This is a genomic window from Paucibacter soli, assembly GCF_037482845.1.
In the GTDB taxonomy this organism is placed as follows: domain Bacteria; phylum Pseudomonadota; class Gammaproteobacteria; order Burkholderiales; family Burkholderiaceae_C; genus Paucibacter_B; species Paucibacter_B soli.
On record NZ_JBBHJW010000005.1, the window covers coordinates 154363 to 176069 of the forward strand.

The 21707-nt window shown below is 67.5% G+C and carries 14 protein-coding genes; 10 read left to right on the top strand and 4 right to left on the bottom strand.

All coding sequences use genetic code 11. The features are described from left to right. Position 1 precedes the first annotated feature (1 nt). Complete coding sequence (locus WG898_RS12335; protein ID WP_339603096.1) at positions 2–697, top strand: molybdopterin-dependent oxidoreductase; 696 nt, start codon at positions 2–4, stop codon at positions 695–697. Then, on the top strand, positions 694–1839 hold the full coding sequence (locus WG898_RS12340; RefSeq protein ID WP_339603097.1) for an SMP-30/gluconolactonase/LRE family protein: 1146 nt from the start codon (positions 694–696) through the stop codon (positions 1837–1839). Before WG898_RS12335 ends, WG898_RS12340 begins: the two co-directional genes overlap by 4 nt. Positions 1840–1859: 20 nt before the next feature. Here the strand turns inward: WG898_RS12340 and WG898_RS12345 are convergent, their stop codons facing one another. From WG898_RS12345 to WG898_RS12360, 4 genes are all read right to left on the bottom strand, one after another. Further along, positions 1860–2873, bottom strand: coding sequence for a DUF3667 domain-containing protein (locus WG898_RS12345; protein WP_339603098.1), 1014 nt, complete (start codon positions 2871–2873; stop codon positions 1860–1862). Positions 2874–2891: 18 nt separating this feature from the next. Continuing rightward, positions 2892–4586, bottom strand: coding sequence for an ABC transporter ATP-binding protein (locus tag WG898_RS12350; protein ID WP_339603099.1), 1695 nt, complete (start codon positions 4584–4586; stop codon positions 2892–2894). Between the two features lie 140 nt (positions 4587–4726). Then, entirely contained in the window at positions 4727–5767 is a 1041-nt protein-coding gene (locus WG898_RS12355) for an ABC transporter permease (protein WP_339603100.1), read from the bottom strand. 8 nt (positions 5768–5775) lie between these two features. Further along, entirely contained in the window at positions 5776–6714 is a 939-nt protein-coding gene (locus WG898_RS12360) for an ABC transporter permease (protein ID WP_339603101.1), read from the bottom strand. Between the two features lie 235 nt (positions 6715–6949). Here WG898_RS12360 and WG898_RS12365 point away from each other — a divergent pair, with 235 nt between their 5' ends. The 8 genes from WG898_RS12365 (at position 6950) to WG898_RS12400 (ending at position 21702) form a co-directional block, all read left to right on the top strand. After that, positions 6950–8776: an ABC transporter substrate-binding protein gene (locus WG898_RS12365; protein ID WP_339603102.1), complete on the top strand. Its 1827-nt coding sequence runs from the start codon at positions 6950–6952 to the stop codon at positions 8774–8776. Next, positions 8773–10578: an ABC transporter substrate-binding protein gene (locus WG898_RS12370; protein ID WP_339603103.1), complete on the top strand. Its 1806-nt coding sequence runs from the start codon at positions 8773–8775 to the stop codon at positions 10576–10578. The genes WG898_RS12365 and WG898_RS12370 overlap by 4 nt, the downstream gene beginning before the upstream one ends. Positions 10579–10583: 5 nt before the next feature. Then, positions 10584–12386 carry an ABC transporter substrate-binding protein gene (locus WG898_RS12375; protein ID WP_339603104.1) on the top strand — a complete coding sequence of 601 codons (1803 nt, stop codon included), beginning with the start codon at positions 10584–10586 and terminating at the stop codon, positions 12384–12386. Next, positions 12383–14179, top strand: a complete 1797-nt coding sequence (locus tag WG898_RS12380; RefSeq protein ID WP_339603105.1) for an ABC transporter substrate-binding protein — start codon at positions 12383–12385, stop codon at positions 14177–14179. The genes WG898_RS12375 and WG898_RS12380 overlap by 4 nt, the downstream gene beginning before the upstream one ends. A gap of 3 nt (positions 14180–14182) precedes the next feature. Further along, positions 14183–15994 (top strand): ABC transporter substrate-binding protein, encoded by a 1812-nt coding sequence (locus WG898_RS12385; protein WP_339603106.1) that lies wholly within the window; start codon positions 14183–14185, stop codon positions 15992–15994. Then, a complete protein-coding gene (locus WG898_RS12390) occupies positions 15991–17796 on the top strand; it encodes an ABC transporter substrate-binding protein (RefSeq protein ID WP_339603107.1) in 1806 nt (601 codons plus the stop codon). Before WG898_RS12385 ends, WG898_RS12390 begins: the two co-directional genes overlap by 4 nt. Positions 17797–17801: 5 nt before the next feature. Further along, positions 17802–18179, top strand: coding sequence for a DUF4440 domain-containing protein (locus WG898_RS12395; RefSeq protein WP_339603291.1), 378 nt, complete (start codon positions 17802–17804; stop codon positions 18177–18179). Positions 18180–18354: 175 nt separating this feature from the next. Further along, positions 18355–21702, top strand: a complete 3348-nt coding sequence (locus WG898_RS12400) for an EAL domain-containing protein (protein ID WP_339603108.1) — start codon at positions 18355–18357, stop codon at positions 21700–21702. Positions 21703–21707: the final 5 nt, after the last annotated feature.

Sequence of the window (21707 nt, forward strand, 5' to 3'; positions counted from 1 at the left end):
GATGAGCGCCGCCGGTCTGCCGCCGGGCCAGCGCGAGCTGGACCATTTCCCGCGCTTTGGCCTGCTGCCATTTGCCGCGCGCTTCCCGCGCCAGCCCGGCCATGTGCAGCTGCGCATCTGTGGCGATGTGCGCGCCGAGATCGAGCTGGATGCCGCCCAGCTGGCCAGCCTGCCCAGGGTCGAGCAGTGCAGCGATTTCCACTGCGTCACCAGCTGGTCGCGCCGCGGCCTGCGCTGGGGCGGGGTGCGGTTGCGCGACGCCTATGCGCGGCTGATCCAGCCCCTGGCCGGCCCGGCCCCTGACGCCTGCCAGGTGATCCTGCATGGGCAGGACGGCGGCCGCTGCAGCCTGCCGCTGGCGGATTTGCTGGCCGACGATGTGCTGCTGGCCGATCAACTGGAGGGTCAGCCTCTCACGCTCGATCATGGCGCGCCGCTGCGCCTGGTGGCGCCGGCGCATTACGGCTATAAAAGCGTCAAGCACCTGTGCCGGCTCGAATTCAGGCGCGATCTGAGCGGCTACCGGCCCTCGGCCTACCGCTTCATGGAGCATCCCCGCGCGCGCGTCGCGTTGCAGGAGCGCGGCCAGTGGCTGCCTGGCTGGCTGCTGCGTCTGCTCTATCGTCCGCTGATCCCCTACACCATCGCACGCTTTGCACGCGCCAGCGCCCGCTACCACGGCAGCACCAAACCATGAAGCAGACCCGCATCACTTCTTCGACTCTTCCAGCCGTGGCCGCCCTGCTGCTGCTGTTACTCGGTGCTTGCGCGGCGCCGCCGGTGGGCGATTGCCAGCCGGGCGGCAGCGCTGCCATGACGGTGCTGTGCGGCTTCAGGAACCCGGAGGACATCCGGCGCCTGCCCGATCAGCGCACCCTGCTGGTCAGCCAGGTCAGCGGCCTGCTGCAACCGCGCCCCGGCCAGCTGCGCTTCTTCGACACGCTCAAGCAAACCGTCAGCACGGCCTTTCCGGCCGGGGCGCAGTCTCCTGACGCCGCTGGTGAGGGTCGGCCACCAGAGCCCTGGGGCGCCAGCAACTGCCCCGGCATGCCGGGCGCGGAGTTCTCGCCGCTGGGCATCTCGGTGCAGCAGCGGCACGACGGCCGCTGGCAGGTGGCGGCGGTCAACCATGGCGGGCGCATGAGCGTGGAGATGTTCGAGCTGGGCACGACGGGCGCGGGCCAACACTCTCTGGCATGGCGCGGCTGTGTGATCGCCCCGGCTGGCGTGTCGCTCAACAGCGTGGCGCTCTTGCGCAGCGGCGGCTTTGTGGCCAGCCATATGTTCGACCCCAGCGCGCCCACCCTGCTGGGCCTGAACACCAGCATGCTGAAGTCGCAGCTCGGCATCGCCACCGGCTACGCCTTCGAGTGGCTGCCGACGCGCGAGCAGGAGTTTCGCGTGCTGGCCGGCAGCCATGGCGCGTTTCCCAACGGCATCGCGCTGAGCGCCGACGAGCGCGCGGTATTCCTCAGCCTGACCGCGGACAAGCAAGTGATCAAGCTGGATCGCGGCAGCGGCGCGCGCCTGGCGGCCGTGGCGGTCGATTCACCCGACAACCTCAGCTGGGATCAGCAGGGCTGGCTGCTGGCGGCCTCGCTGATGGGCAACAAGCTGCAGCATTTCAGCTGCGTCCGTCACCCCGACGAAGGCTGCGGCCTGGCCTTTCGCATCCTGCGCATAGATCCCGATGCGCTGCGCGCCGAAACCGTTTTCGAACACGAGGGCGCACCCATGGGTGCGGTGACGGTGGCCGAGCAGCTCGGCGACTCGCTCTACCTGGGATCCTTTACCGGCGACCGGATTCTGAAGATTCCCTACCGCGAGCGCGCACCCTGAGGCATGCGGCGGCGCGCGCCTCAGACCATCATGGCCAGCACCAACATCAGCCAGGTGGTGGCGGCCAGGCAGAAGATGTAGACCGCGCCCAGCACGGCGATGCGCAAGAGGCTGGCCCACCAACTGCCGCCATAGACGCGGCGCTGCGCGATGAAGACATAGACGCAGAAGGCCAGCAGCGCCGGCAGCGGCAGCCAGCCCAGCGGCGTCAGCTGCACCAGCGTCGCCAGCACAAAGGCGCAGCAGTGCAGGTGGGCGGCGTAGACCAGATGCTCGACATAACGCCGTGGGCGATGGGGCCGCGGGCTGCGGTGCAGCAGGTGCACCAGCAGGTTCAAGGCAGCAAAGAGCGGCAGCAGGGCAAACAGCGCATAGGGCCCGAAGCGCAGCAGGCCATTGCTGAGTTGCGCCGCGCGATCCTCGCTGGGCATGTCCCGGAAATGCTGCAAGCGCAGCACGGCATGCCTGGCCACTGGGTTGTCAAAGTCGGCGAGGAACATTTGCACCTGCGTGCTGATCGAGCGCGACGGGCGCTCGTCCTCAGCCTTGGCCGCGGTGGCGCCCGATGCCGGCTTCTGCGGGCTGCTTGCGGCACTCGCGGCGGGCGGGGGCGTCACCGTGAACAAATAGCTGCCGCTGGACTTTTCTTCTCCCGGCTGCGGACCCACCACCACCGGCGTGGTGGTGAAGCGCAGCACCGCGAACAGCAGCAGCGAGAGCCAGAAGTACAGGCGCGCCGGCCGCACATAGTGCTTGCGGCGGCCCCGCAGATACTCCAGGCTCAGCTCGCCGGGGCGCAGCAGCAGGGCATAGAGGGTGCGCCAGAGCCGGCCGTCCAGCGCCAGCAAGCGCCCGATGCCGTCGCCAAAGAACTCCAGCACGCCCGGCACTTGCGCGCGGGTTTCCTGGCCGCATTGGGCGCAGAAGGGGCCCAGCACGGCCGCGCCGCAGTTGAGGCAGTGCAGCAGGCTGGTGGCCGGGACCGCCGGAGCTGCCGTGGCAGCGCTGCTGTCCGGCCCGCTTGCGGCTTGCACGGCCCGGCCCCGCCTGCGTCAGGCGGCGGCCATGGCCGCGGCCTGGCCCTGGTAGCCGCGCGGCACCGCGCCCAGCAGGCGGCGCGTGTACTCCTGCTTGGGGGCGGCCAGCAGGCTCTGGGTCTCGCTTTGCTCGACCACATCGCCGTTCTGCATCACCAGCACCTCGTCGGAGATGAACTTCACCACCGCCAGGTCGTGGCTGATGAAGATGTAGCTCAAACCGAACTCGTCCTGCAGGTCCTTCAGGAGGTTCAGCACCTGGGCCTGCACCGACACGTCCAGCGCCGACACCGATTCGTCCAGCACCAGCACCTCGGGATTCAGCGTCAGGCAGCGCGCGATCGCGATGCGCTGGCGCTGGCCGCCCGAGAACTCATGCGGGTATTTGTTGAGCGCGCTGTCGTCCAGGCCGACCTTTTGCAGCAGGGCGCTGGCGGTGGCCAGGCGCTCCTGGTGATTCGCGCCGATGCCGTGGATCTCCATCGGCTCGACCAGGGTCTGGCCTATCGTGAAGCGCGGGTTCAGCGAGGCATAGGGGTTCTGGAACACCACCTGGATGCGGCGGCGCATCTTCTGCCAATCGCCGGGGGCCATCTTGAGCAAGTCCTTGCCCTCGAACAGCACCTCGCCGCCGCTGGGCTCGTGCAGGCGCAAGAGCGTCAGCCCCATCGTCGTCTTGCCCGAGCCCGACTCGCCCACCACGCCCAGGGTGTAGCCCTTCCTCAGCTTGAAGTTCACATCCTTGACGGCCTGGAACTCCTTCTTGCCGAACAGGCCCTGCTTGAAGAAGAAGCTCTTCTTCAGGCCGCGTGCTTCGAGGATGACGGGCGCATTCGGGTCCTTGGCCTTGCCGGCGCCCTCGTGCACGCTGCGGCCGGCGATATGGTCGTCGATCACCATCAGGCGCGCCGGGTTCTCGGTGAGCGAGGGGCGGCAGGCCAGCAGGGCCTTGGTGTAGGCATCCTGAGGGTTATGGAAGATGTCGGCCACCGGGGCTTTTTCGCGAATCTCGCCATGGCGCATCACCACCACCTGGTCGGAGATCTCGCCCACCACGCCCAGATCGTGCGAGATGAACAACATGCTCATCTTGTGCGAGTCCTTGAGGCGCGCCATCAGCTCCATCACCTGGCGCTGGATAGTCACGTCCAGCGCGGTGGTGGGCTCGTCGGCGATCAGGAGCTTGGGTGAACAGGCCAGCGCCACCGCGATCATCACGCGCTGCTGCTGGCCGCCCGACATCTCGTGCGGGTAGCTGGAGAGGCGGCGCTTCGGGTCGGGGATGCCCACTTCATTGAGCAGCTCCTCGGCGCGCGTCAGCGCCTGGCGGCGGCTCATGCCCATGTGCTTGATGAGGGGCTCCATGATCTGGTCGGCCACCGTGAACACCGGGTTCAGCGAGGTCATCGGATCCTGGAACACGCAGGCGATCTCGCGCCCGCGTATGCCCTGCAGCTCGGGCAGCGAGGTCTTGAGCAGGTCGCGGCCCTGGAACTCGATCTTGCCCTCACGCTCGGCATTGTCGGGCAGCAGGTTCAGGATGGACATGGCGGTGACGCTCTTGCCCGAGCCCGACTCGCCCACCAGGGCCACGGTCGAGTTCTCGGGAATGTCGAAGCTCACGCCCTTGACGGCCAGCGCGCGCTGCATCTGGCCCTGCACCTTGCCCATGCGGAAGGCGACTTTCAGGTCTTGAATTGATAACAACATAGGAAGTATCTCCGTCTCGCTTTACAGCGCAGCCAGGGCGCTTGAGTGCTCAAGCCCAGCGAAGCCCGCGGCACCGGCTTTGCCGGGCCGACGGGCTTGCCCCCTTGAGGGGGCGCGCGCAGCGCGTAGGGGGTGGTCCATCACTCCAGGCCGCGCAGCTTCGGGTCGAGGGCATCGCGCAGCGCATCGGTGAAGAGCGCAAACGCGGTCACGAACACGGCCATGAAGCCGGTCACCGCCACCAGCTGCCACCAATAGCCCAGGATCAGCTCGCTCTGCGATTCGCTCAGCATGGTGCCCCAGGAGACCTGGTCCACGCCCACGCCCAGGCCCAGATACGACAGGATCACCTCGCTCTTGATGAAGCTCACCACATGCAGCGAGAGCTGCACCAGGGCCACATGCGAGACATTGGGCAGGATGTGCTTGAACATGCGCGACATGCGGCTGGCGCCGATGGCCTCGGCCGAGCGCACATACTCGCGCACCGAATGCTTCATGAACTCGGCGCGTATCAGGCGGTAGATGCCAGTCCAGCCGGTCAGACCCAGGATCAGCACCACCGAGAGCACGCCGCGGCCGAAGATGGCCGCGAAGGCGAACACCAGCAGGATGTAGGGAATCGCGTTGAAGACGTTGTAGACCCACTCCAGCAGGTCGCCCACCTTGCCGCCGAAAAAGCCCGACACGGCGCCCAGCACGGTACCGATCAGCGTGGCCACCACCGCCGCCAGCACGCCCACCAGGATCGAAACCTCGGCGCCCTTGACGGCCTTGGAGAGCACATCGCGGCCCAGGCGGTCGCCGCCGAAGGGCAGGGTCTCGGCCTTCACCGTGGCTTCGGTCTTGTAGGCCTTGGCGCGCTCTTCCCATTCCTTGTACCTGGGCGCCAGCGGGTCGATGTCGCTCAGGTCCACGTTCGGGCCCTTGGGTTGTGCGATCACGCCGGCGGCCTCGGCCGGGGCCGGGCCCATGAAGGTGGGCTGGGCATTCGGCACGCCCACTTCCTTCTGCCAGTCCTTGGCCACCAGGCCGCTGCCCGAGAGCGCCACCAGCACCAGGAAAAAGGCCACGATGGCCATGCAGAACATGCCCAGCTTGTTGGTACGCAGGCGGCGCCAGGAGGCGGCCCAGACGCCCTGGGAGCGCTGCGGACCAGCGCCGGTGACGGGTACGTTCATCACGGTACTCATTTCAGCACCACACGAGGATCGACCAGCTTGTAGAGCAGGTCGGTGATCAGGTTCACCACCATGGTCAGCGCCGCGATGTAGATCGCAAAGGCCTGGATCACCGGGTAGTCGCTGCGGTTCACCGCCAGCAGGATCTCGCGGCCCAGGCCCGGGATCGAGAAGAACACCTCGAGCAGGAAGGAGCCGGTGAACACACCCGGCAGCGCCACCGAGACGTTCGTCATGATGGGGATCATGGCGTTGCGCAGCACATGCTTGAGCAAAATGGTGCGCTCGGTCATGCCCTTGGCGCGCGCGGTGCGCACATAGTCATGGCCGATCTCGTCCAGGAAGAAGGTGCGGTACAGGCGCGTGTAGGGCGAGAGCGCCACCGCCACCGCCACCGCCACCGGCAGGGGGGCGTAGGTGGTGAGGTTGGTCCAGAAGCTGTCGGTCCAGCCCTGCACCGGGAACCAACCCAGGCGGAAGGCGAACACATACTGGCCCACGATCACATAGACCAGCAGCGAGATCGACACCGCCACGGTGGTCAGGATCATCACCGCGCGATCGGTCAGCGAGCCGCGCACATAGGCCACCGCCAGCGCGAAGGGAATCGCCAGCAGCACTTCCAGCACCAGGATGGGCAGCATCACCGTCAGCGTGGCCGGCAGGCGGCTGGCGAAGAGGTTGGACACCGCTTCCTGCGTGGCCCAGCTCTTGCCCCAGTTGAAGGTGACGATCTGCTTGATGAAGATCCAAAGCTGCTCCAGCACCGGCTTGTTGAGGCCCAGCTGCTCGCGGATCGCGTCGATCTGTTCCGGACTGGCGTTCAGGCCGCCCAGCACCTCGGCAGGATCGCTGCCAAAGTATTTGAAGAGGAAGAACACCAGCAGCACGACACCCAACAAGGTGGGGATCATTTGCCACAAGCGCCTTATCAGGTATGCCGCCATTGCTGTCGGTCTCCAATCACACGCGTCGATAGATAGATAAAGTCAAACCCCGGTCACTCGTGGCGATCGGGGTTTGGCAGGGCCGAGTCTATGCGAGACTGCCCCGAGTTCCAACCGGCATTTTCCTGAGTTGCTGGCAATGGCAGGGCCATGGCTCGGCCTTTAGACTTCGCCCCCATGCGCCGGGCTCACAAGGCCACCGGCGCCTTTGCTACTTGTGAATGGAATTCTTGTAATGCGACGAGCTGGCCTTGCCCGCACCGCGGCCGTACTGCTGGCCGGCGTATTCTTCTCGACCTGTGCCGCGGCCCAGGCACCCACTCCCGAGCCCAAGGTGCTGCGCTATGCCTTCCGGGTGGCCGAGACCGGTTTCGACCCGGCGCAGATCTCCGACACCTATAGCAAGACGGTGGCCGCCGGCATCTTCGACGCGCCCCTGAAGTTCGAGTTCCTGGCCAGGCCGGCCAAGCTGGTCCCGAACACCCTGGTGGCGATGCCGGAGATCTCGGACGACTTCAAGACCCTGAGCTTCGAGCTCAGGCCCGGCATCCACTTCAGCGATGACCCGGTGTTTGGTGGCAAGAAGCGCGAGCTGACCGCCGCCGACTATATCTACGCGATCAAGCGCCACTACGACCCGCAATGGAAGAGCCCCAACCTCTACCTGCTGGAGAACGTCAAGATCCTGGGCCTGTCGGAACTGCGCCGCGAGCTGATGGCGGCCAAGAAGCCCTTCGACTACGAGCGCCCGGTCGAGGGCCTGCAGCAGCTGGGCCGCTACAAGTTCCAGATCAAGCTGGGCGTGGGTGATCCGCGCTTCATCTACCAGTTCGCCGATGCCGGTTTTCTGGGCGCGGTGGCGCGCGAAGTGGTCGAGGCCTATGCCGACAAGATCATGGAGCACCCGGTGGGCACCGGCCCCTGGCGCCTGGCCGAATGGCGCCGCAGCTCGCGCATCGTGCTCGAGAAGAACCCGAATTACCGCGAGGAGTTCTACAAGGAGCAGCCGCCGGCCGACAAGCCCGAGCTGGCCGCCCAGGTGCGGGCCCTGCAGGGCCGCCGCCTGCCCATGGTGGACCGGGTGGAGATCGCCATCATCGAAGAGAACCAGCCGCGCTGGCTGTCCTTCCTGGGCGGCGAGGCCGAGGTGCTGCAGGAGCTGCCCTTCGAGTTCGCCAACATCGCCATCCCCGGCAACAAGCTGGCGCCCAATCTGGCCAAGAAGGGCGTGCGGATGACGCGCTTCATCTACCCCGAGATCGCGTTCTCCTACTTCAATATGGATGACCCGGTGGTGGGCGGCTACACGCCGGAGAAGATCGCGCTGCGCCGCGCCATTTCCCTGGCCATGGACGTGGACAAGCAGATCCGCCTGGCGCGTAGCGGCCAGGGCATTGCCGCGCAAGGCCCATCGATCCCGGGCGTGTTCGGGTACGACCCGGGCTTCAAGTCGGAGATGAGCGAGTACAACCTGGCCAAGGCCCGCGCCTTGCTGGACCTCTATGGCTACACCGACAAGGACGGCGACGGCTGGCGCGACCTGCCCGATGGCACGCCGCTGCGCATCGAGTACGCGACCCAGCCCGACGGCACCAGCCGCCAGCTGATCGAGCTCTGGCACAAGGGCATGGAGGCGCTGAAGGTCAGGATGGAGTTCAAGACCGCCAAATGGCCCGAGAACCTCAAGTCCGCCAACGCCGCCAAGCTGCAGATGTGGGGCGTGAGCTGGGTCGCCACCACCCCGGACAACGACACCTTCCTGGCGCTGGGCGATGGCCGTGCCAAGGGCAAGGCCAACAAGGCGCGCTTTGACCTGCCGGCCTACAACGCGCTCTACGACAAGCAGAAGGCCCTGCCCAACGGCCCCGAACGCGAGGCCGTGATGCGCGAAGCCCAACGCCTGCTGATCGCCTACATGCCCTACAAGATGGATATCCACCGCATCTTTACCGACCTCTCTCAGCCCTGGGTGATCGGCTACGAGCGCAACGTCTTCGTGCGCAACTTCTGGCAATACGTGGACGTCGACACGCAGCGCTTGCCCAAGGGGGGTCGGCCATGAAACAGCTCTTGATGGGTCTGGCGCTGGCGCTGAGCCTGGGCGCGGCCGGCGCTGCCGAGGCGCCGCCCGCTGCGCCCAAGCTGCTGCGCTACAACTTCCGCGTTGCCGAGACCGGCTTCGACCCGGCGCGCATCACCGACCTCTACTCGCGCGCCATCACCGGCCATATCTTCGAGGGTCTGTACAGCTACGATCATCTGGCCCGGCCCGCCAAGCTGGTGCCCGTCACCGCCGCCGGCATGCCCGAGGTCAGCGCCGACTTCAAGACCTGGACCATCAAGATCAAGCCCGGCATCTTCTTCGCCGACGACCCGGTGTTCAAGGGCAGGAAGCGCGAGCTGGTGGCCGAGGACTATGTCTATGTGCTCAAGCGCACCGCCGACCCGGTGCTCAACAGCCCGCACTGGAGCGAGATCGACGAGCAGGGCTTTGTGGGCCTGGCCGAGTACCGCGCCGAGCTGCTCAAGAGCAAGGGCAGCAAGCCCTTTGACTACGACCGCCCCATCGCCGGCCTGCGCGCGCTGGACCGCTACACCCTGCAGCTCACGCTCAAGGAAACGCGGCCGCGCCTGATCGACATCCTGGCCCAGACCGACCTCTACGGCGCCACCGCGCGCGAGGCCATCGAGCATTACGGCGAGCAGAGCATGGGCCATCCGGTCGGCACCGGGCCCTTTGTGCTCAAGCAGTGGCGGCGCAGCTCGCTGATCGTGCTGGAAAAGAACCCCGACTACCGCGAGCGTTATTACGAGGCCCAGCCGAACGCTGACGATGCCGAGGGTCAGGCCTTGCTGGCACGCTTCAAGGGCCGGCGCATCCCGATGGTGGACCGGGTGGAAGTCTCCATCATCGAGGAGAACCAGCCGCGCTGGCTGTCCTTCCTGGGCGGCGAGTTCGATCTGCTGGAGCGCGTGCCCGAGGACTTCATCAACCAGGCCATGCCCAACGGCCGCCTGGCGCCCAACCTCGCCAAGCGCGGCATCCAGGCCTACCGCAGCCTGGCCTCCGACGTGCTCTACACCGTCTTCAATATGGAGGACCCGGTGGTGGGCGGCTACACGGCCGACAAGATCGCGCTGCGCCGCGCCATCGGCCTGGCCACCAACGGCCCGCGCGAGATGGCCCTGGTGCGGCGCGGTCAGGCGGTGGTGGCGCAATCGCTCTACCTGCCCAATACCAGCGGCTACGACCCTGCCTACAAGAGCGAGATGGGCGAGTACGACCCGGCGCGCGCCAACGCCCTGCTGGACCTCTACGGCTACAAGGACGTGGACGGCGACGGCTGGCGCGAGCTGCCCGACGGCAGCGCGCTGGAGCTGGAAAGCCTCACCACGCCGGACGGCTTCCAGCGCCAGATCGACGAGCTGTGGCAGAAGTCGCTCGCCAAGGTGGGCCTGAAGCTGCGCTACAAGGTGGCCAAGTGGCCCGAGAACCTCAAGTCCATGCGCGCCGGCAAGTTCCAGCTCTGGGCCCTGGCCAACAGCGCCTCCATGCCCGACGGCAAGGACTCGCTGGCGGCCCTGCACAGCGGCCATATCGGCACCTATAACTACGCGCGCTTCAGCCTGCCCGAGATGGACAAGCTGTTTGACGCCGTGGGATCGCTGCCCGACGGCCCCGAGCGCGACGCGATCTTCCTGCAGAGCAAGCGCCTGGCCACCGCCTACATGCCCTACAAATACCGCGGCCATCGCTACCTGAGCGACCTGGCCCATGCCCAGCTGATCGGCTACCGCCGCCATCCCTTCAAGCTGCACTGGTGGGAGTTCGTGGATATCGACAACGCCCAGCGGCAGAGGTAGACAAGGTGAATCGACACTGGGTCGCCGCCCTGCTGCTGGCACTGACATGGGTAACGGCGCAGGCCGCCGAGACGCCGCCCACCAAGGTGCTGCGTTATGCCTTCCCGATCGCCGAGACCGGCTTCGATCCCTCGCAGCTCACCGACATCTATTCGCGCACCGTCACCTCGCACATCTTCGAGTCGCTCTACCGCTATGACCACCTGGCGCGGCCGGTGCGCATCCTGCCCCTGGTGGCGGCAGGCGACCCCGAGGTCTCGGCCGACTTCAAGACCTTCACGGTGCGCATCACGCCCGGCATCTACTTTGCCGATGACCCGGTCTTCAAGGGCCAGCGTCGCGAACTCACGGCGGCCGATTTCGTGTTCACGTACAAGCGCTTTGCCGATCCGGCGCTCAAGAGCCCGATCTGGAGCAGCCTGGAAGAGGCCGGCCTGTTGGGCATGAAGGCGCTGCGCCAGCAGGCGCTGGCCAGCAAGCAAGCCATGCGCTATGACACCGAGCTCGAAGGCCTGCGCGCGCTGGACCGCTACACCCTGCAGTTCCGCACCGAGCAGCCGCGCCCGCGCCTGGTGGACCTGATCATGAACGACAACGGCCTCTACGGCGCGCTGGCGCCCGAGGTGGTGGCCGCCTATGGCGACAAGATCGCCGAGCATCCGGTGGGCACCGGGCCTTTCAGGCTCAAGAGCTGGCGGCGCAGCTCGCAGATCGTGCTGGAGAAAAACCCCGGCTACCGCGAGCGCTACTACGATGCCGAGCCGGTGGCCGACGATGCCGAGGGCGAGGCTCTGCTGGCGCGCTTCAAGGGGCGCCGCATTCCCATGCTCGACGAGGTGCAGATCGCCATCATCGAGGAGGTGCAGCCGCGCTGGCTGAGCTTTCTGAACACCGAGTCCGATTTCCTGGAGCGTGTGCCGGCCGAGTTCATCGGCATCGCAGCGCCGGGCGGCAAGGTGGCGCCCAATCTGGCCAAGCGCGGCGTGCAGGCCTGGCGCACCGTCGCTCCCGACGCCACGCTGACCGTGTTCAATATGGAGCATCCGGTGGTGGGCGGCATGGGTCCCGACAAGGTGGCGCTGCGCCGCGCCATCAGCCTGGCCACCGATGTGGAGCGCGAGATCCGCCTGGCGCGACGCGCCCAGGCGATACCCGCGCAGTCGCAGCTGGTGCCGCATACCAAGGGTTATGAGGCCGGGTTCAAGTCCGAGCTCAGCAGCCACGACCCGGCGCGCGCCAAGGCCTTGCTGGACCTCTACGGCTATCTGGACCGCGATGGCGACGGCTGGCGCGAACTGCCCGATGGCCAGCCCCTGGTGATACAGCGCCGCACCCAGCCCGATGCGGTGTCGCGCCAGCTCGACGAGCTCTGGCAAAAAAACCTGATGGCGGTGGGCATCAAGCTGGAGCTGCAGACGGCCAAGTGGCCCGAGAACCTCAAGAGCGCACGCGCCGGCAAGTTCATGGTGTGGGGCGTGGCCTCGTCGGCCGCCAGCACCGACGGCCAGGAGGCCATGCAGCGCCTCTACGGCCCGGCCAGCGGCGGGCAGAACCTTTCGCGCTTCAACGACCCGCGTTTCAACCAGCTCTACGAGCGCATGAAGGGCCTGCCCGACGGCCCCGAGCGCGCCGCCCTGCTGCGCGAGGCGCAGCGCATCTCGCTGGCCTATCTGCCCTACAAGGCCCATGTGCATCGCATCTACACCGACCTCGCCTACCCCTGGCTGATCGGCTACCGGCGGCCCCTGTTCTGGCAGGACTGGTGGCAGTATGTGGACGTCGACGAGGCCAAGCGGCCGCAAAAATGATGAAGCATTGGATATTGGCCCTGGCCTTGAGCGCCGTGCTCGGCCAGGCGAACGCTACAGAGGCGCAGGTGCCCGTCAAGGTGTTTCGTTATGCCTTCCCGATCGCCGAGACCGGCTTCGATCCGGCGCAGATCAGCGACACCTATTCGCGCACCGTCACGCCGCATATCTTCGAGGCCTTGTACGGCTACGACCCGCTGGCCCTGCCGGTGAAGATCAGGCCGCTCACTGCAGCAAGCCTGCCCGAGGTATCAAGCGACTTCAAGGCCTGGACCATACGCATCAAGCCCGGCATCTTCTTTGCCGACGATGCGGCCTTCAAGGGCAAGCCCCGTGAGCTGGTGGCCGAGGACTATGTGTACAGCCTCAAGCGCTTCGCCGACCCCAAGGTCAAGAGCCCGATCTGGAACAGCGTGGAGGAGATCGGCCTCGTCGGTCTGGCCGCGCTGCGCAAGCAGGCCCTGGCAGGCAAGCAGGCCTTTGACTATGAGCGCCCCATCGAGGGCTTGCGCGCGCTCGACCGCTACACCCTGCAGCTCAGGCTCGAACAGGCGCGCCCGCGCCTGCTTGAAACGCTGGCGCAGAACGACTTGTTCGGTGCGGTGGCGCGCGAGGTGGTCGAGGCCTATGGCGACGAGATCATGGGTCACCCGGTGGGCACCGGGCCCTTTGTGCTCAAGCAATGGCGGCGCAGCTCGCTCATCGTGCTGGAGAGGAACCCCGCCTATCGCGAGGTCCTGTACGAGGCCGAACCCGGCGCCGACGATGCCGAGGGCCAGGCCATCCTGGCGCGGCTGAAGGGCCGGCGCCTGCCCATGGTGGACCGGGTGGAGGTTTCCATCATCGAGGAGAGCCAGCCGCGCTGGCTGTCTTTCCTCAACAAGGAGCATGATCTGATCGACCGCGTGCCGGCCGAGTTCGTCGGTGTCGCGCTGCCGCAGAACCGCTTGGCGCCCAATCTGGCCAAGCAGGGCATGAGGCTGCACCGCATCCTGAACTCCGACAGCTCCTTCACCTTCTTCAATATGGAAGACGCCACCGTGGGCGGCTACACGCCCGAGAAGGTGGCGCTGCGCCGCGCGCTCTCGCTCAGCCTGGATATCGAGCGCGAGATTCGCCAGGTGCGCCGTGGTCAGGCGGTGGTGGCCCAGTCCATGGTGCTGCCGCATACCAGCGGTTACGACCCGCGCTACAAGAGCGAGATCGGCGACTTTGACCCGGCGCGTGCGCGTGCCCTGCTCGACCTCTATGGCTATGTAGACCGGAACGGCGACGGCTGGCGCGATATGCCCGATGGCTCGCCGCTGGTGATCGAGGTGGCGAGTCAGCCCGACTCGCTCTCGCGCCAGTACGACGAGCTCTGGCAACGCAACCTCAGGGCCGTGCAGATCCAGGTGAAGTTCTTTCACGGCAAATGGCCCGAGCAGCTCAAGCAGGCGCGCGCCGGCAAGCTGATGCTGTGGTTCCTGGGCACGACCGCCGCCGGCCCCGACGGCATTGGCGCGCTGCAGCGCATGTATGGCCCGCAGTCGGGCAACCAGAATCTTGCGCGCTTCAAGAACGCCGAGTTCGACGCGCTCTACGAGCGCATGCAGGTGCTGCCCGACGGCCCCGAGCGCGAGGCCCTGTTCCTGCAGGCCAAGCGCATCCAGGCCGCCTGGATGCCGATGAAGACGCATGTGCATCGCATCGTCAACGACATCAGCCAGCCCGAGCTGATCGGCTACCGCCGGCCCATGCTGCGCAACGAGTTCTGGCAGTACATCGACATCGATCGCAGCCCGAAGCATTGAGCCATGGCAGCCACCTTCGCCCGCGTGCTGGCTGTCTGTGTGCTGAGTGCGGCGGCGCTGGGGCTGCGCGCCGAGGCGGCCGAGGCCCAACGCAAGCTGCTGCGCTACGCCTTCCTGGTGGGCGAGACCGGTTTCGACCCCGCGCAGATTTCCGATCTCTATTCGCGCTACCTCACCGCGCATATCTTCGACGGCCTCTACAAATACGACCACCTGGCGCGGCCCTACAAGATCAAGCCGAATGTGGCCGATGGCATGCCCGAAGTGTCGGCCGACTTCCGCACCTGGACCGTCAAGCTGAAGCAAGGCATCTACTTCGCCGACGACACGGCCTTCAAGGGCAGGAAGCGCGAGCTGGTGGCCGAGGATTTCGTCTACAGCTTCAAGCGCTTTTTCGACCCCGCCACCAAGAGCCCGCTCTACTCCAGCCTGAAGGACGAGGGCATCCTGGGCCTGGACGAGCTGCGCCAGCAGGCATTGAAGAGCAAGAAGCCCTTTGACTACGACCGGCCGGTGGAGGGCCTGCGCGCGCTCGATCGCTACACCCTGCAGATCAAGCTGGCCGAGGCGCGCCCGCGCCTGCTCTACACGCTGGCGATTGGCGATGTGATGGTGGCGGTGGCGCGCGAGGTGATCGAAGCCTACCCTGGCAAGGCGATGGAGCACCCGGTGGGCACCGGGCCCTTTGTGCTCAAGCAGTGGCGGCGCAGCTCGCGCATGCTGTTCGAGCGCAACCCCAACTTCCGCGAGCAGTATTACGACGCCGAGCCGAATGCCGACGACGCCGAGGGCCAGGCCATGCTGGCGCGCTTCAAGGGCCGGCGCCTGCCGATGCTGGACGCGGTGGAGATCGCCATCATCGAGGAAGGCCAGCCGCGCTGGCTGAGCTTTCTGCGCGGCGAGTTCGACCTGCTGTTCCTGCTGCCGGAGGAGTACGCCGACATCGCCATCCCGCATGGCCGCATCGCGCCCCATCTGGCCAAGCAGGGAATCCGGGCGCACAGCATGGCCAGCCCCGACCGCACGCTGTTCTATTTCAATATGGAAGACCCGGTGGTGGGCGGCACCACGCCCGCCAAGGTGGCGCTGCGCCGCGCCATCGGCCTGGCCACCGACGTGGGGCGCGAGATCCGCCAGGTGCGGCGTGGCCAGGCGGTGCCGGCGCAATCGGTGGTGGCGCCGCTGACCTGGGGTTACGACGCCGACTTCAAGAGCGAGAACAGCGATTTCGACCCGGCACGCGCGATGGCCCTGCTGGACATCTATGGCTATCTGGACCGCGATGGCGACGGCTGGCGCGAGCAGCCCGACGGCACGCCGCTGCTGATCGAATACGCCTCCTCGCCCGACAGCCGCTCGCGCCCCTTCGAGGAGCTGTGGCAAAAAGACATGGCCCGCATCGGCATCCGCATCAAGGTGAAATCGGCGCAGTGGCCCGAGCAACTCAAGGCCTCGCGCGCCGGCCAGCTGATGGTCTGGCAGCTCGGCTATTCGGCCTCCACGCCCGACGCGCAGCTGGGCTTCGAGCTGCTTTATGGCCCGGCCGCCGGCGGCCAGAACCTGGGGCGCTTTCGCAACGCCCAGTTCGACGCTGCCTACGACGCCATGCGCCGCCTGCCCGACGGCCCCGAGCGCCTGGCGCAGTTGCGCGAGCTGCAGCGCATCACCCTGGCCTATATGCCGCAGAAGTACCGCGTGCACCGCGTCGTCACCGACCTCAGCCAGCCCTGGCTGCTGGGCTTCCGGCGGCCGGTGTTTGGCAACAGCTTCTGGTCCTATCTGGACGTCGATAGCGAGCGGCGGGCCGCGCCATGACGATGATGACGATGAAGCGCCGCACGCTGCTGCAAGGCGCGCTGCTCGCGCCGCTGGGCGCGGCGGCGGCAGCGGCAGCTGGCGGCCGCAAGGTGCTGCGCACCGCGATGAATTCGGCCGAGGTGGGCTTCGATCCGCCGCAGGTCTCCGACCAGACCTCGGTGCAGGTCAACGCGCATATCTTCGAGGCGCCGCTGGCCTACGACTACCTGGCGCGCCCGGCCAAATTGGTGCCGCTCACCGCGGCGGCCCTGCCCGAGGTGTCGGACAACTTCACGCGCTTTGTCGTCACGCTGCGCCCCGGCATCTTCTTTGCCGAGCACCCGGCCTTCGGCGGCAGGCCGCGTGAGCTGGTGGCGGCCGACTACGTCTATTCCATCAAGCGCTATTACGACCCGCGCATCAAGACCGAGCACCTCTACGTCTACGAGACCGCCCGGCTGCTGGGCCTGTCGGAGCTGCGCGCCGCGGCCATCAAGGACAAGCAGCCCTTCGACTACGACCGCCCCGTGGCGGGCCTGCGCGCGCTCGACCGCTACCGTTTCGAGATCCGCCTGGCCGCGCCAGATCCGCGCTTTGTGCATGTGCTGGCCTCGGGCAACTACGCCGCGGCACTGGCGCGCGAGGTGGTGGAACAGGCACCCGACGGCGACGTGATGGCGCATCCGGTGGGCACCGGGCCGTTCAGGCTGAAGTCCTGGCGGCGCGGCTCGCTCGTCGTGCTGGAGCGCAACCCCGGCTTTCGCGAGCAGTACTTCGAGGCCGAGCCCGCGCCCGGCGATGCGCAAGGCCAGGCCATCGCGCGGCATCTGCAGGGCCGGCGCCTGCCCCTGCTCGACGAGGTGCACTTAAGCATCATCACCGAGAGCCAGCCGCGCTGGCTGGCCTTTGTGGGCGGCGAGCTCGACCTGCTGGAGCTGCCCACCGAGATGGCGCCGCATGCGCTGCCGCGCGGCCAGCTCGCGCCGGCCCTGGCCAGGCGCGGCGTGCATGCCTATGCGAGCTATGGCGGCGACATCCGCTTCAGCTACTTCAACCTTGACGATGCGCAGATCGGCGGCATCACGCCCGAGCGCGTGGCGCTGCGCCGCGCCATCACGCTGGCCTACGACAACGAGGCCGAGCTGCGCCTGATCTACAAGGGCCAGGGCGTGCTGGCCCAGTCCATGCTGCCGCCGGCGGTGTATGGCTACGACCCCGAATTGCGCAGCGAGGCCGGCCGCAGCGACGCGGCGCGCGCCCAAGCCCTGCTGGATCTCTACGGCTACGACCGCCGCGATGCCGAGGGCTACCGCACCCATCCCGACGGCAGTCGCCTAGCTCTCAGGAAGGCCGGCACCACCGATGCGCGCCAGCGCCAGCTCAACGAGCTGTGGAAGAAGCGCATGGACGCGGTGGGCCTGCGCATGGAGTTCGAGCAGGCCACCTTCGGCGAGCTGATCAAGAAGTCGCTGGCCGGCCAGCTGCAGATCTGGGGCTATACCTGGAGCATAGGCTCGCCCGATGGCGACTTTTTCCTGGGCATGGCCTACGGCCCCAATGCCGGCCAGTCCAACGACGCACACTTCAGGCTGCCGGCCTTCGACCGGCTCTACGAGCGCCAGCATGTCATGCCCGACGGCCCCGAACGCCTGGCGCTGATGCGCGAGGCGAACCGCCTGATGCTGGCATACATGCCCTACCAGGTGCATGCGCACACCCTGCGCGTGGACATGTGCCAGCCCGGGGTGCAGGGCTTTATGCGCCACCCGCTGACGCGCGACTGGTGGCGCTATGTCGATGTTCCCGAGCAGCGGGCTTGAGCAGCATGCAGGCAGGCAACGATCTTGACGACGAAGCCATTCTGGAGCTGGAGCGCCGGGTCTGGCGCGCCCTGCAGCGCGGTGACGCGGCCGCCGATGCGGCCCTGTTGAGCGAGGATTTCGTGGGCGTCTACCCGAGCGGCCTGGCCGGCAAGGCCGGCCATGTGGAGCAGCTCGCCGACGGCCCGACGGTGGCGGAATTCGAACTCTCCGAGCCCAGGGTGCTGTGGCTGGGTAGCGAGCTGGCGATGCTCTCCTACCGGGCCCGCTGGCGGCGCCCGGCCCGGGCCGAGTTCGAGCATTGGCTGGTGAGCTCGCTGTGGCGCCGCCATGAGGGGCGCTGGCAGAACTGCTTCAGCCAGGACACGCTCGCGGCCATGTGAGCTTCTTTGTGGTTCTTCGCCGCCGCGGTTTCCGCCGGTGCCCTTGGCAGTGCAGAGGATCCCTAGGTTTGTGCGTTGCACGTCCCGCATGCGTGCCGGTCTTGTGCCGGACGTGCAAATGGTCTGTCAGGCAGCGCTAACATGGCCTCGGCTGAACAGCATGGGCGGTGGAGCGATGAAGGCAGTTTCGGGCTTCGAGTCCAAGGTGTTGCTGGCATTTGCCTGTGCGGTGCTGGTCGTGGCGGCCTTGGTCGGCAGCGTCTGGAAGCTGGTGGAGGACGAGGCCAACGCCGTGCAGCAGATGGCGCGCGGCCATGAACTGATCAGCACGCTTGCGCGCGTGCGGGCGCACACCCTGCAGGTCGAACTGGCGACACAGAGTTTCCGCCTGAGTTCTGATGAGGCGATGATCGCCGAGCGCAATGCTTCGGTGGCGCAGCGCGAGCTGCTGCTGCAACGCATCGGCCTGTTGATCGCTGGCGACGAGGTGCAGCGCGGGCACCTGGCGCGTTTGCGCGAAGTGCTGGAGCAGCGCTTGGCGATTTCCTACCGGGTCGAGCAGCTGCGCCGCAGCGATGGCCTGGCGGCCGCCACCGCCTATGTGGCCACCGCGCCGCTGCCCGCCACGCGCCAGCGCGCCTATCAGCTATTGAGCGCCATGGAGGATGCCGAGGGCGGGCGCTTGGCCTGGCGTGGTGCCGGGGAGCTGCTGACGCACCGCAATCTCCTGCTCAGTTCTGCCATGCTGGCGCTGTTCCTGCTGGGCCTGCTGGCGGCCATCTTTGTGCTGATCCGGCGCCAGCTGCGTGCCACCGAGCTGGCGCGCCGCCAGCTGGCCGACAACGAGCAGAGCCTGGCCACCACGCTGGGATCGATCGGCGACGCGGTGCTGAGTGCCGACGCGCAGGGGCGCGTGATCCGGCTCAACCCGGCCGCCGAGGCCCTGACCGGCTGGGGCCAGGCCGAGGCCCTGGGCCGGCCGCTCGACGAGGTTTACCAGACCACCGATGTCAGCGGACAGAAGCGCCGGCATCTGCTGCCGGCGACAACGGCGCCGCCGGCCAGGTTGAGCGGCGAGGCTCTGCTGCTCAGGCGCGACGCGTCGAGCTGCCCGGTGGCGGAGACGCTGACGCCCTTGCGCGACGCGGCCGGCCGGGTGCTCGGCGCGGTGCTGGTGTTCCGCGATGTCAGTGCCGAGCGGCAGGCGCGGCTCAGCGTCGAGGCGCAGAACGAGAGGCTGGAGCTGCATGTGCTGGAGCGCACCGCGCAGCTGCGCGAGAGCAAGGACGATCTGCGCAGCGTGATCGGCAATGTGCCGGCGATGATTGCCTACGTCGATGCCGCGCAACATTACGTCTATGTGAACGAGCAGTATCGGCAACGCTTCGCCCCCCAGCGTGCCGACATCACCGGGCTCAGCGTGCGCGAGGTGCTGGGCGAGGCGCGCTACGCGATCGCCGGGCCGCGCATCGCGCGGGCGCTCGCCGGCGAGGCGCTGAGCTACGACTGGCAACCGTTTACCGATGTCTGGCAGGTCATCAGCTATGTGCCCAAGCGCGACGACGCCGGCCAGGTGCTGGGCTATTACGTGCTCGGCACCGACATCACCGAGCGCAAGCGCTCCGAGGCCCGCATCCAGGGCCTCAACAGCGAACTGGCGCTGAATGTCAGGGCGCTTGAGCATGTCAGCCGTGCCCTGCGCACGCTCAGCGCCGGCAACCGCGCCATGCTGAGGGCCGGCGCCGAGCAGGAGCTGCTGGACAGCATGTGCGTCGCCATCGTCGAGGCCGGCGGCTACAGCATGGCCGTGGTCTGGTATCGCGTCGACGACGCGCAGCGCACGCTGGATCCCAGGGCCGCCTGCGGGTTTGCGAGTGGACTGCCGGGCCTGCGTGGCCTGGAGGCCAGCTGGGCCGACGGCGAGCGTGGCCGCGGCGCCGCGGCGCGCGCGGTGCGCAGCGGCGCGACCAGCCTGGTGCGCGACATGCGCGGCCACCCCGACTACATGGCCTGGCAACAACAGCTGGGCCGGCAGGTGTCGGTGCTGGCCTGCCCGCTGCGCGTCGGCGCCGAGGTGATCGGTGCGCTGGCGATCTATGGCATTGAGCCCGACGCCTTCGATACCGACGAGATCAGGCTGCTGGGCGAGTCGGCCGACGACCTGGCCTTTGGCATCGCCACCCTGCGCGCGCGCGCCGAGCAGGCGCGCATCCAGGCGGCGATGCAGCAGCTGACGCGCTACGACGCGCTCACCGGCCTGCCCAACGAGACGGTGTTCAGCGATGCCCTGGTCGAGGCCATCCACGCGAGCGAGCACAGCGGTCGACCATTTGCGGTGCTGCAGACCGACATCGACCGGCTGCGCGAGGTCAACGATGCGCTCGGCTTTGCCTATGGCGACCAGATGCTGCAGGAGTTCGGCCGGCGGCTGCGCGACGCCACGCCCGAGCCGGCCATCGTGGCGCGGCTGCGCGGCGACGAGTTCGCGATCCTGCTGCCCGATGCCGATCACGCCGCGGCGCTGTGGCTGATGCAGCAGGTGGAGGCGATGCTGGCCACGCCCTGCCTGGTGGCTGGCATCCCGCTGGACCTGGCGTCCAAGACCGGCATCGTGCTGTTTCCCGAGCATGGATCGACCCCGCATGATCTGCTCAGGCATGTCGACATTGCCGTTCACGAGGCCAGGAGACAAGGGCTGCCGCATGCCTTCTTCGATCCCGGCCTGCATCGGGACCGCCCGGGGCGCCTGAACCTGGCGGTCCAACTCAAGCGCGCGATCCAGGGCGATGAGCTGCGTCTGTTCCTGCAGCCCAAGGTCGAGATGCGCAGCGGCCAGGTCTGCGGCGCCGAGGCGCTGCTGCGCTGGCAGCACCCCGAGCGCGGCCTGGTGGGCCCGGCCGAATTCATCCCGCTGGCCGAGGAGACCGGCCTGATCAAGCCGCTCACCGAATGGGTGCTGGCGGCGGTGCTGCGTTTGCTGCAGCAGTGGAGCGGCGCGGGCCGCGCGTGGCCGGTGGCGGTGAACCTGTCGGCGCGCAATCTGCGCGACCCGGGCCTGCTGGAGCATATGCGCGGCCTGTGCCAGGCCAGCGCCTGCCCGCCCGGCCTGCTGGAGATCGAGATCACCGAGAGCACCGTGATGGAGGACGCCGAGCATGCGCTGCATGTGCTGCATGGCCTGCGCGAGCAGGGCATCGCGCTCTATGTGGACGATTTCGGCACCGGATACTCATCGCTGAGCTACCTTCAGAAACTGCCGGTCGACTTCATCAAGATCGACCAGTCCTTTGTGCGCGCGCTGGGCCGCGACAAGGATGCCGCTGTGATCGTGAAGTCCACCATCGATCTGGTGCACGAGCTCGGGCGCCAGATCGTGGCCGAGGGCATAGAGACGTCCGAGGCCTTGGATCTGCTGGCCGGCTGGGGCTGCGATGTGGCGCAGGGTTATCTGATCGCCAGGCCCATGCCGGCCGATGAATTCCCGGCCTGGGTGGCGCAGTTCCGGTGGCCGCGGGCGGGCTGAGCCCG

What these genes read in the sequence shown, in the direction of transcription:
- WG898_RS12335 (WP_339603096.1), top strand. Translation starts at nt 2, where the DNA reads ATGAGCGCCGCCGGTCTGCCGCCGGGCCAGCGCGAGCTGGACCATTTC.
- WG898_RS12340 (WP_339603097.1), top strand. Translation starts at nt 694, where the DNA reads ATGAAGCAGACCCGCATCACTTCTTCGACTCTTCCAGCCGTGGCCGCC.
- WG898_RS12350 (WP_339603099.1), bottom strand. Translation starts at nt 4,586, where the DNA reads ATGTTGTTATCAATTCAAGACCTGAAAGTCGCCTTCCGCATGGGCAAG.
- WG898_RS12355 (WP_339603100.1), bottom strand. Translation starts at nt 5,767, where the DNA reads ATGAACGTACCCGTCACCGGCGCTGGTCCGCAGCGCTCCCAGGGCGTC.
- WG898_RS12360 (WP_339603101.1), bottom strand. Translation starts at nt 6,714, where the DNA reads ATGGCGGCATACCTGATAAGGCGCTTGTGGCAAATGATCCCCACCTTG.
- WG898_RS12365 (WP_339603102.1), top strand. Translation starts at nt 6,950, where the DNA reads ATGCGACGAGCTGGCCTTGCCCGCACCGCGGCCGTACTGCTGGCCGGC.
- WG898_RS12370 (WP_339603103.1), top strand. Translation starts at nt 8,773, where the DNA reads ATGAAACAGCTCTTGATGGGTCTGGCGCTGGCGCTGAGCCTGGGCGCG.
- WG898_RS12380 (WP_339603105.1), top strand. Translation starts at nt 12,383, where the DNA reads ATGATGAAGCATTGGATATTGGCCCTGGCCTTGAGCGCCGTGCTCGGC.
- WG898_RS12385 (WP_339603106.1), top strand. Translation starts at nt 14,183, where the DNA reads ATGGCAGCCACCTTCGCCCGCGTGCTGGCTGTCTGTGTGCTGAGTGCG.
- WG898_RS12390 (WP_339603107.1), top strand. Translation starts at nt 15,991, where the DNA reads ATGACGATGATGACGATGAAGCGCCGCACGCTGCTGCAAGGCGCGCTG.
- WG898_RS12395 (WP_339603291.1), top strand. Translation starts at nt 17,802, where the DNA reads ATGCAGGCAGGCAACGATCTTGACGACGAAGCCATTCTGGAGCTGGAG.
- WG898_RS12400 (WP_339603108.1), top strand. Translation starts at nt 18,355, where the DNA reads ATGAAGGCAGTTTCGGGCTTCGAGTCCAAGGTGTTGCTGGCATTTGCC.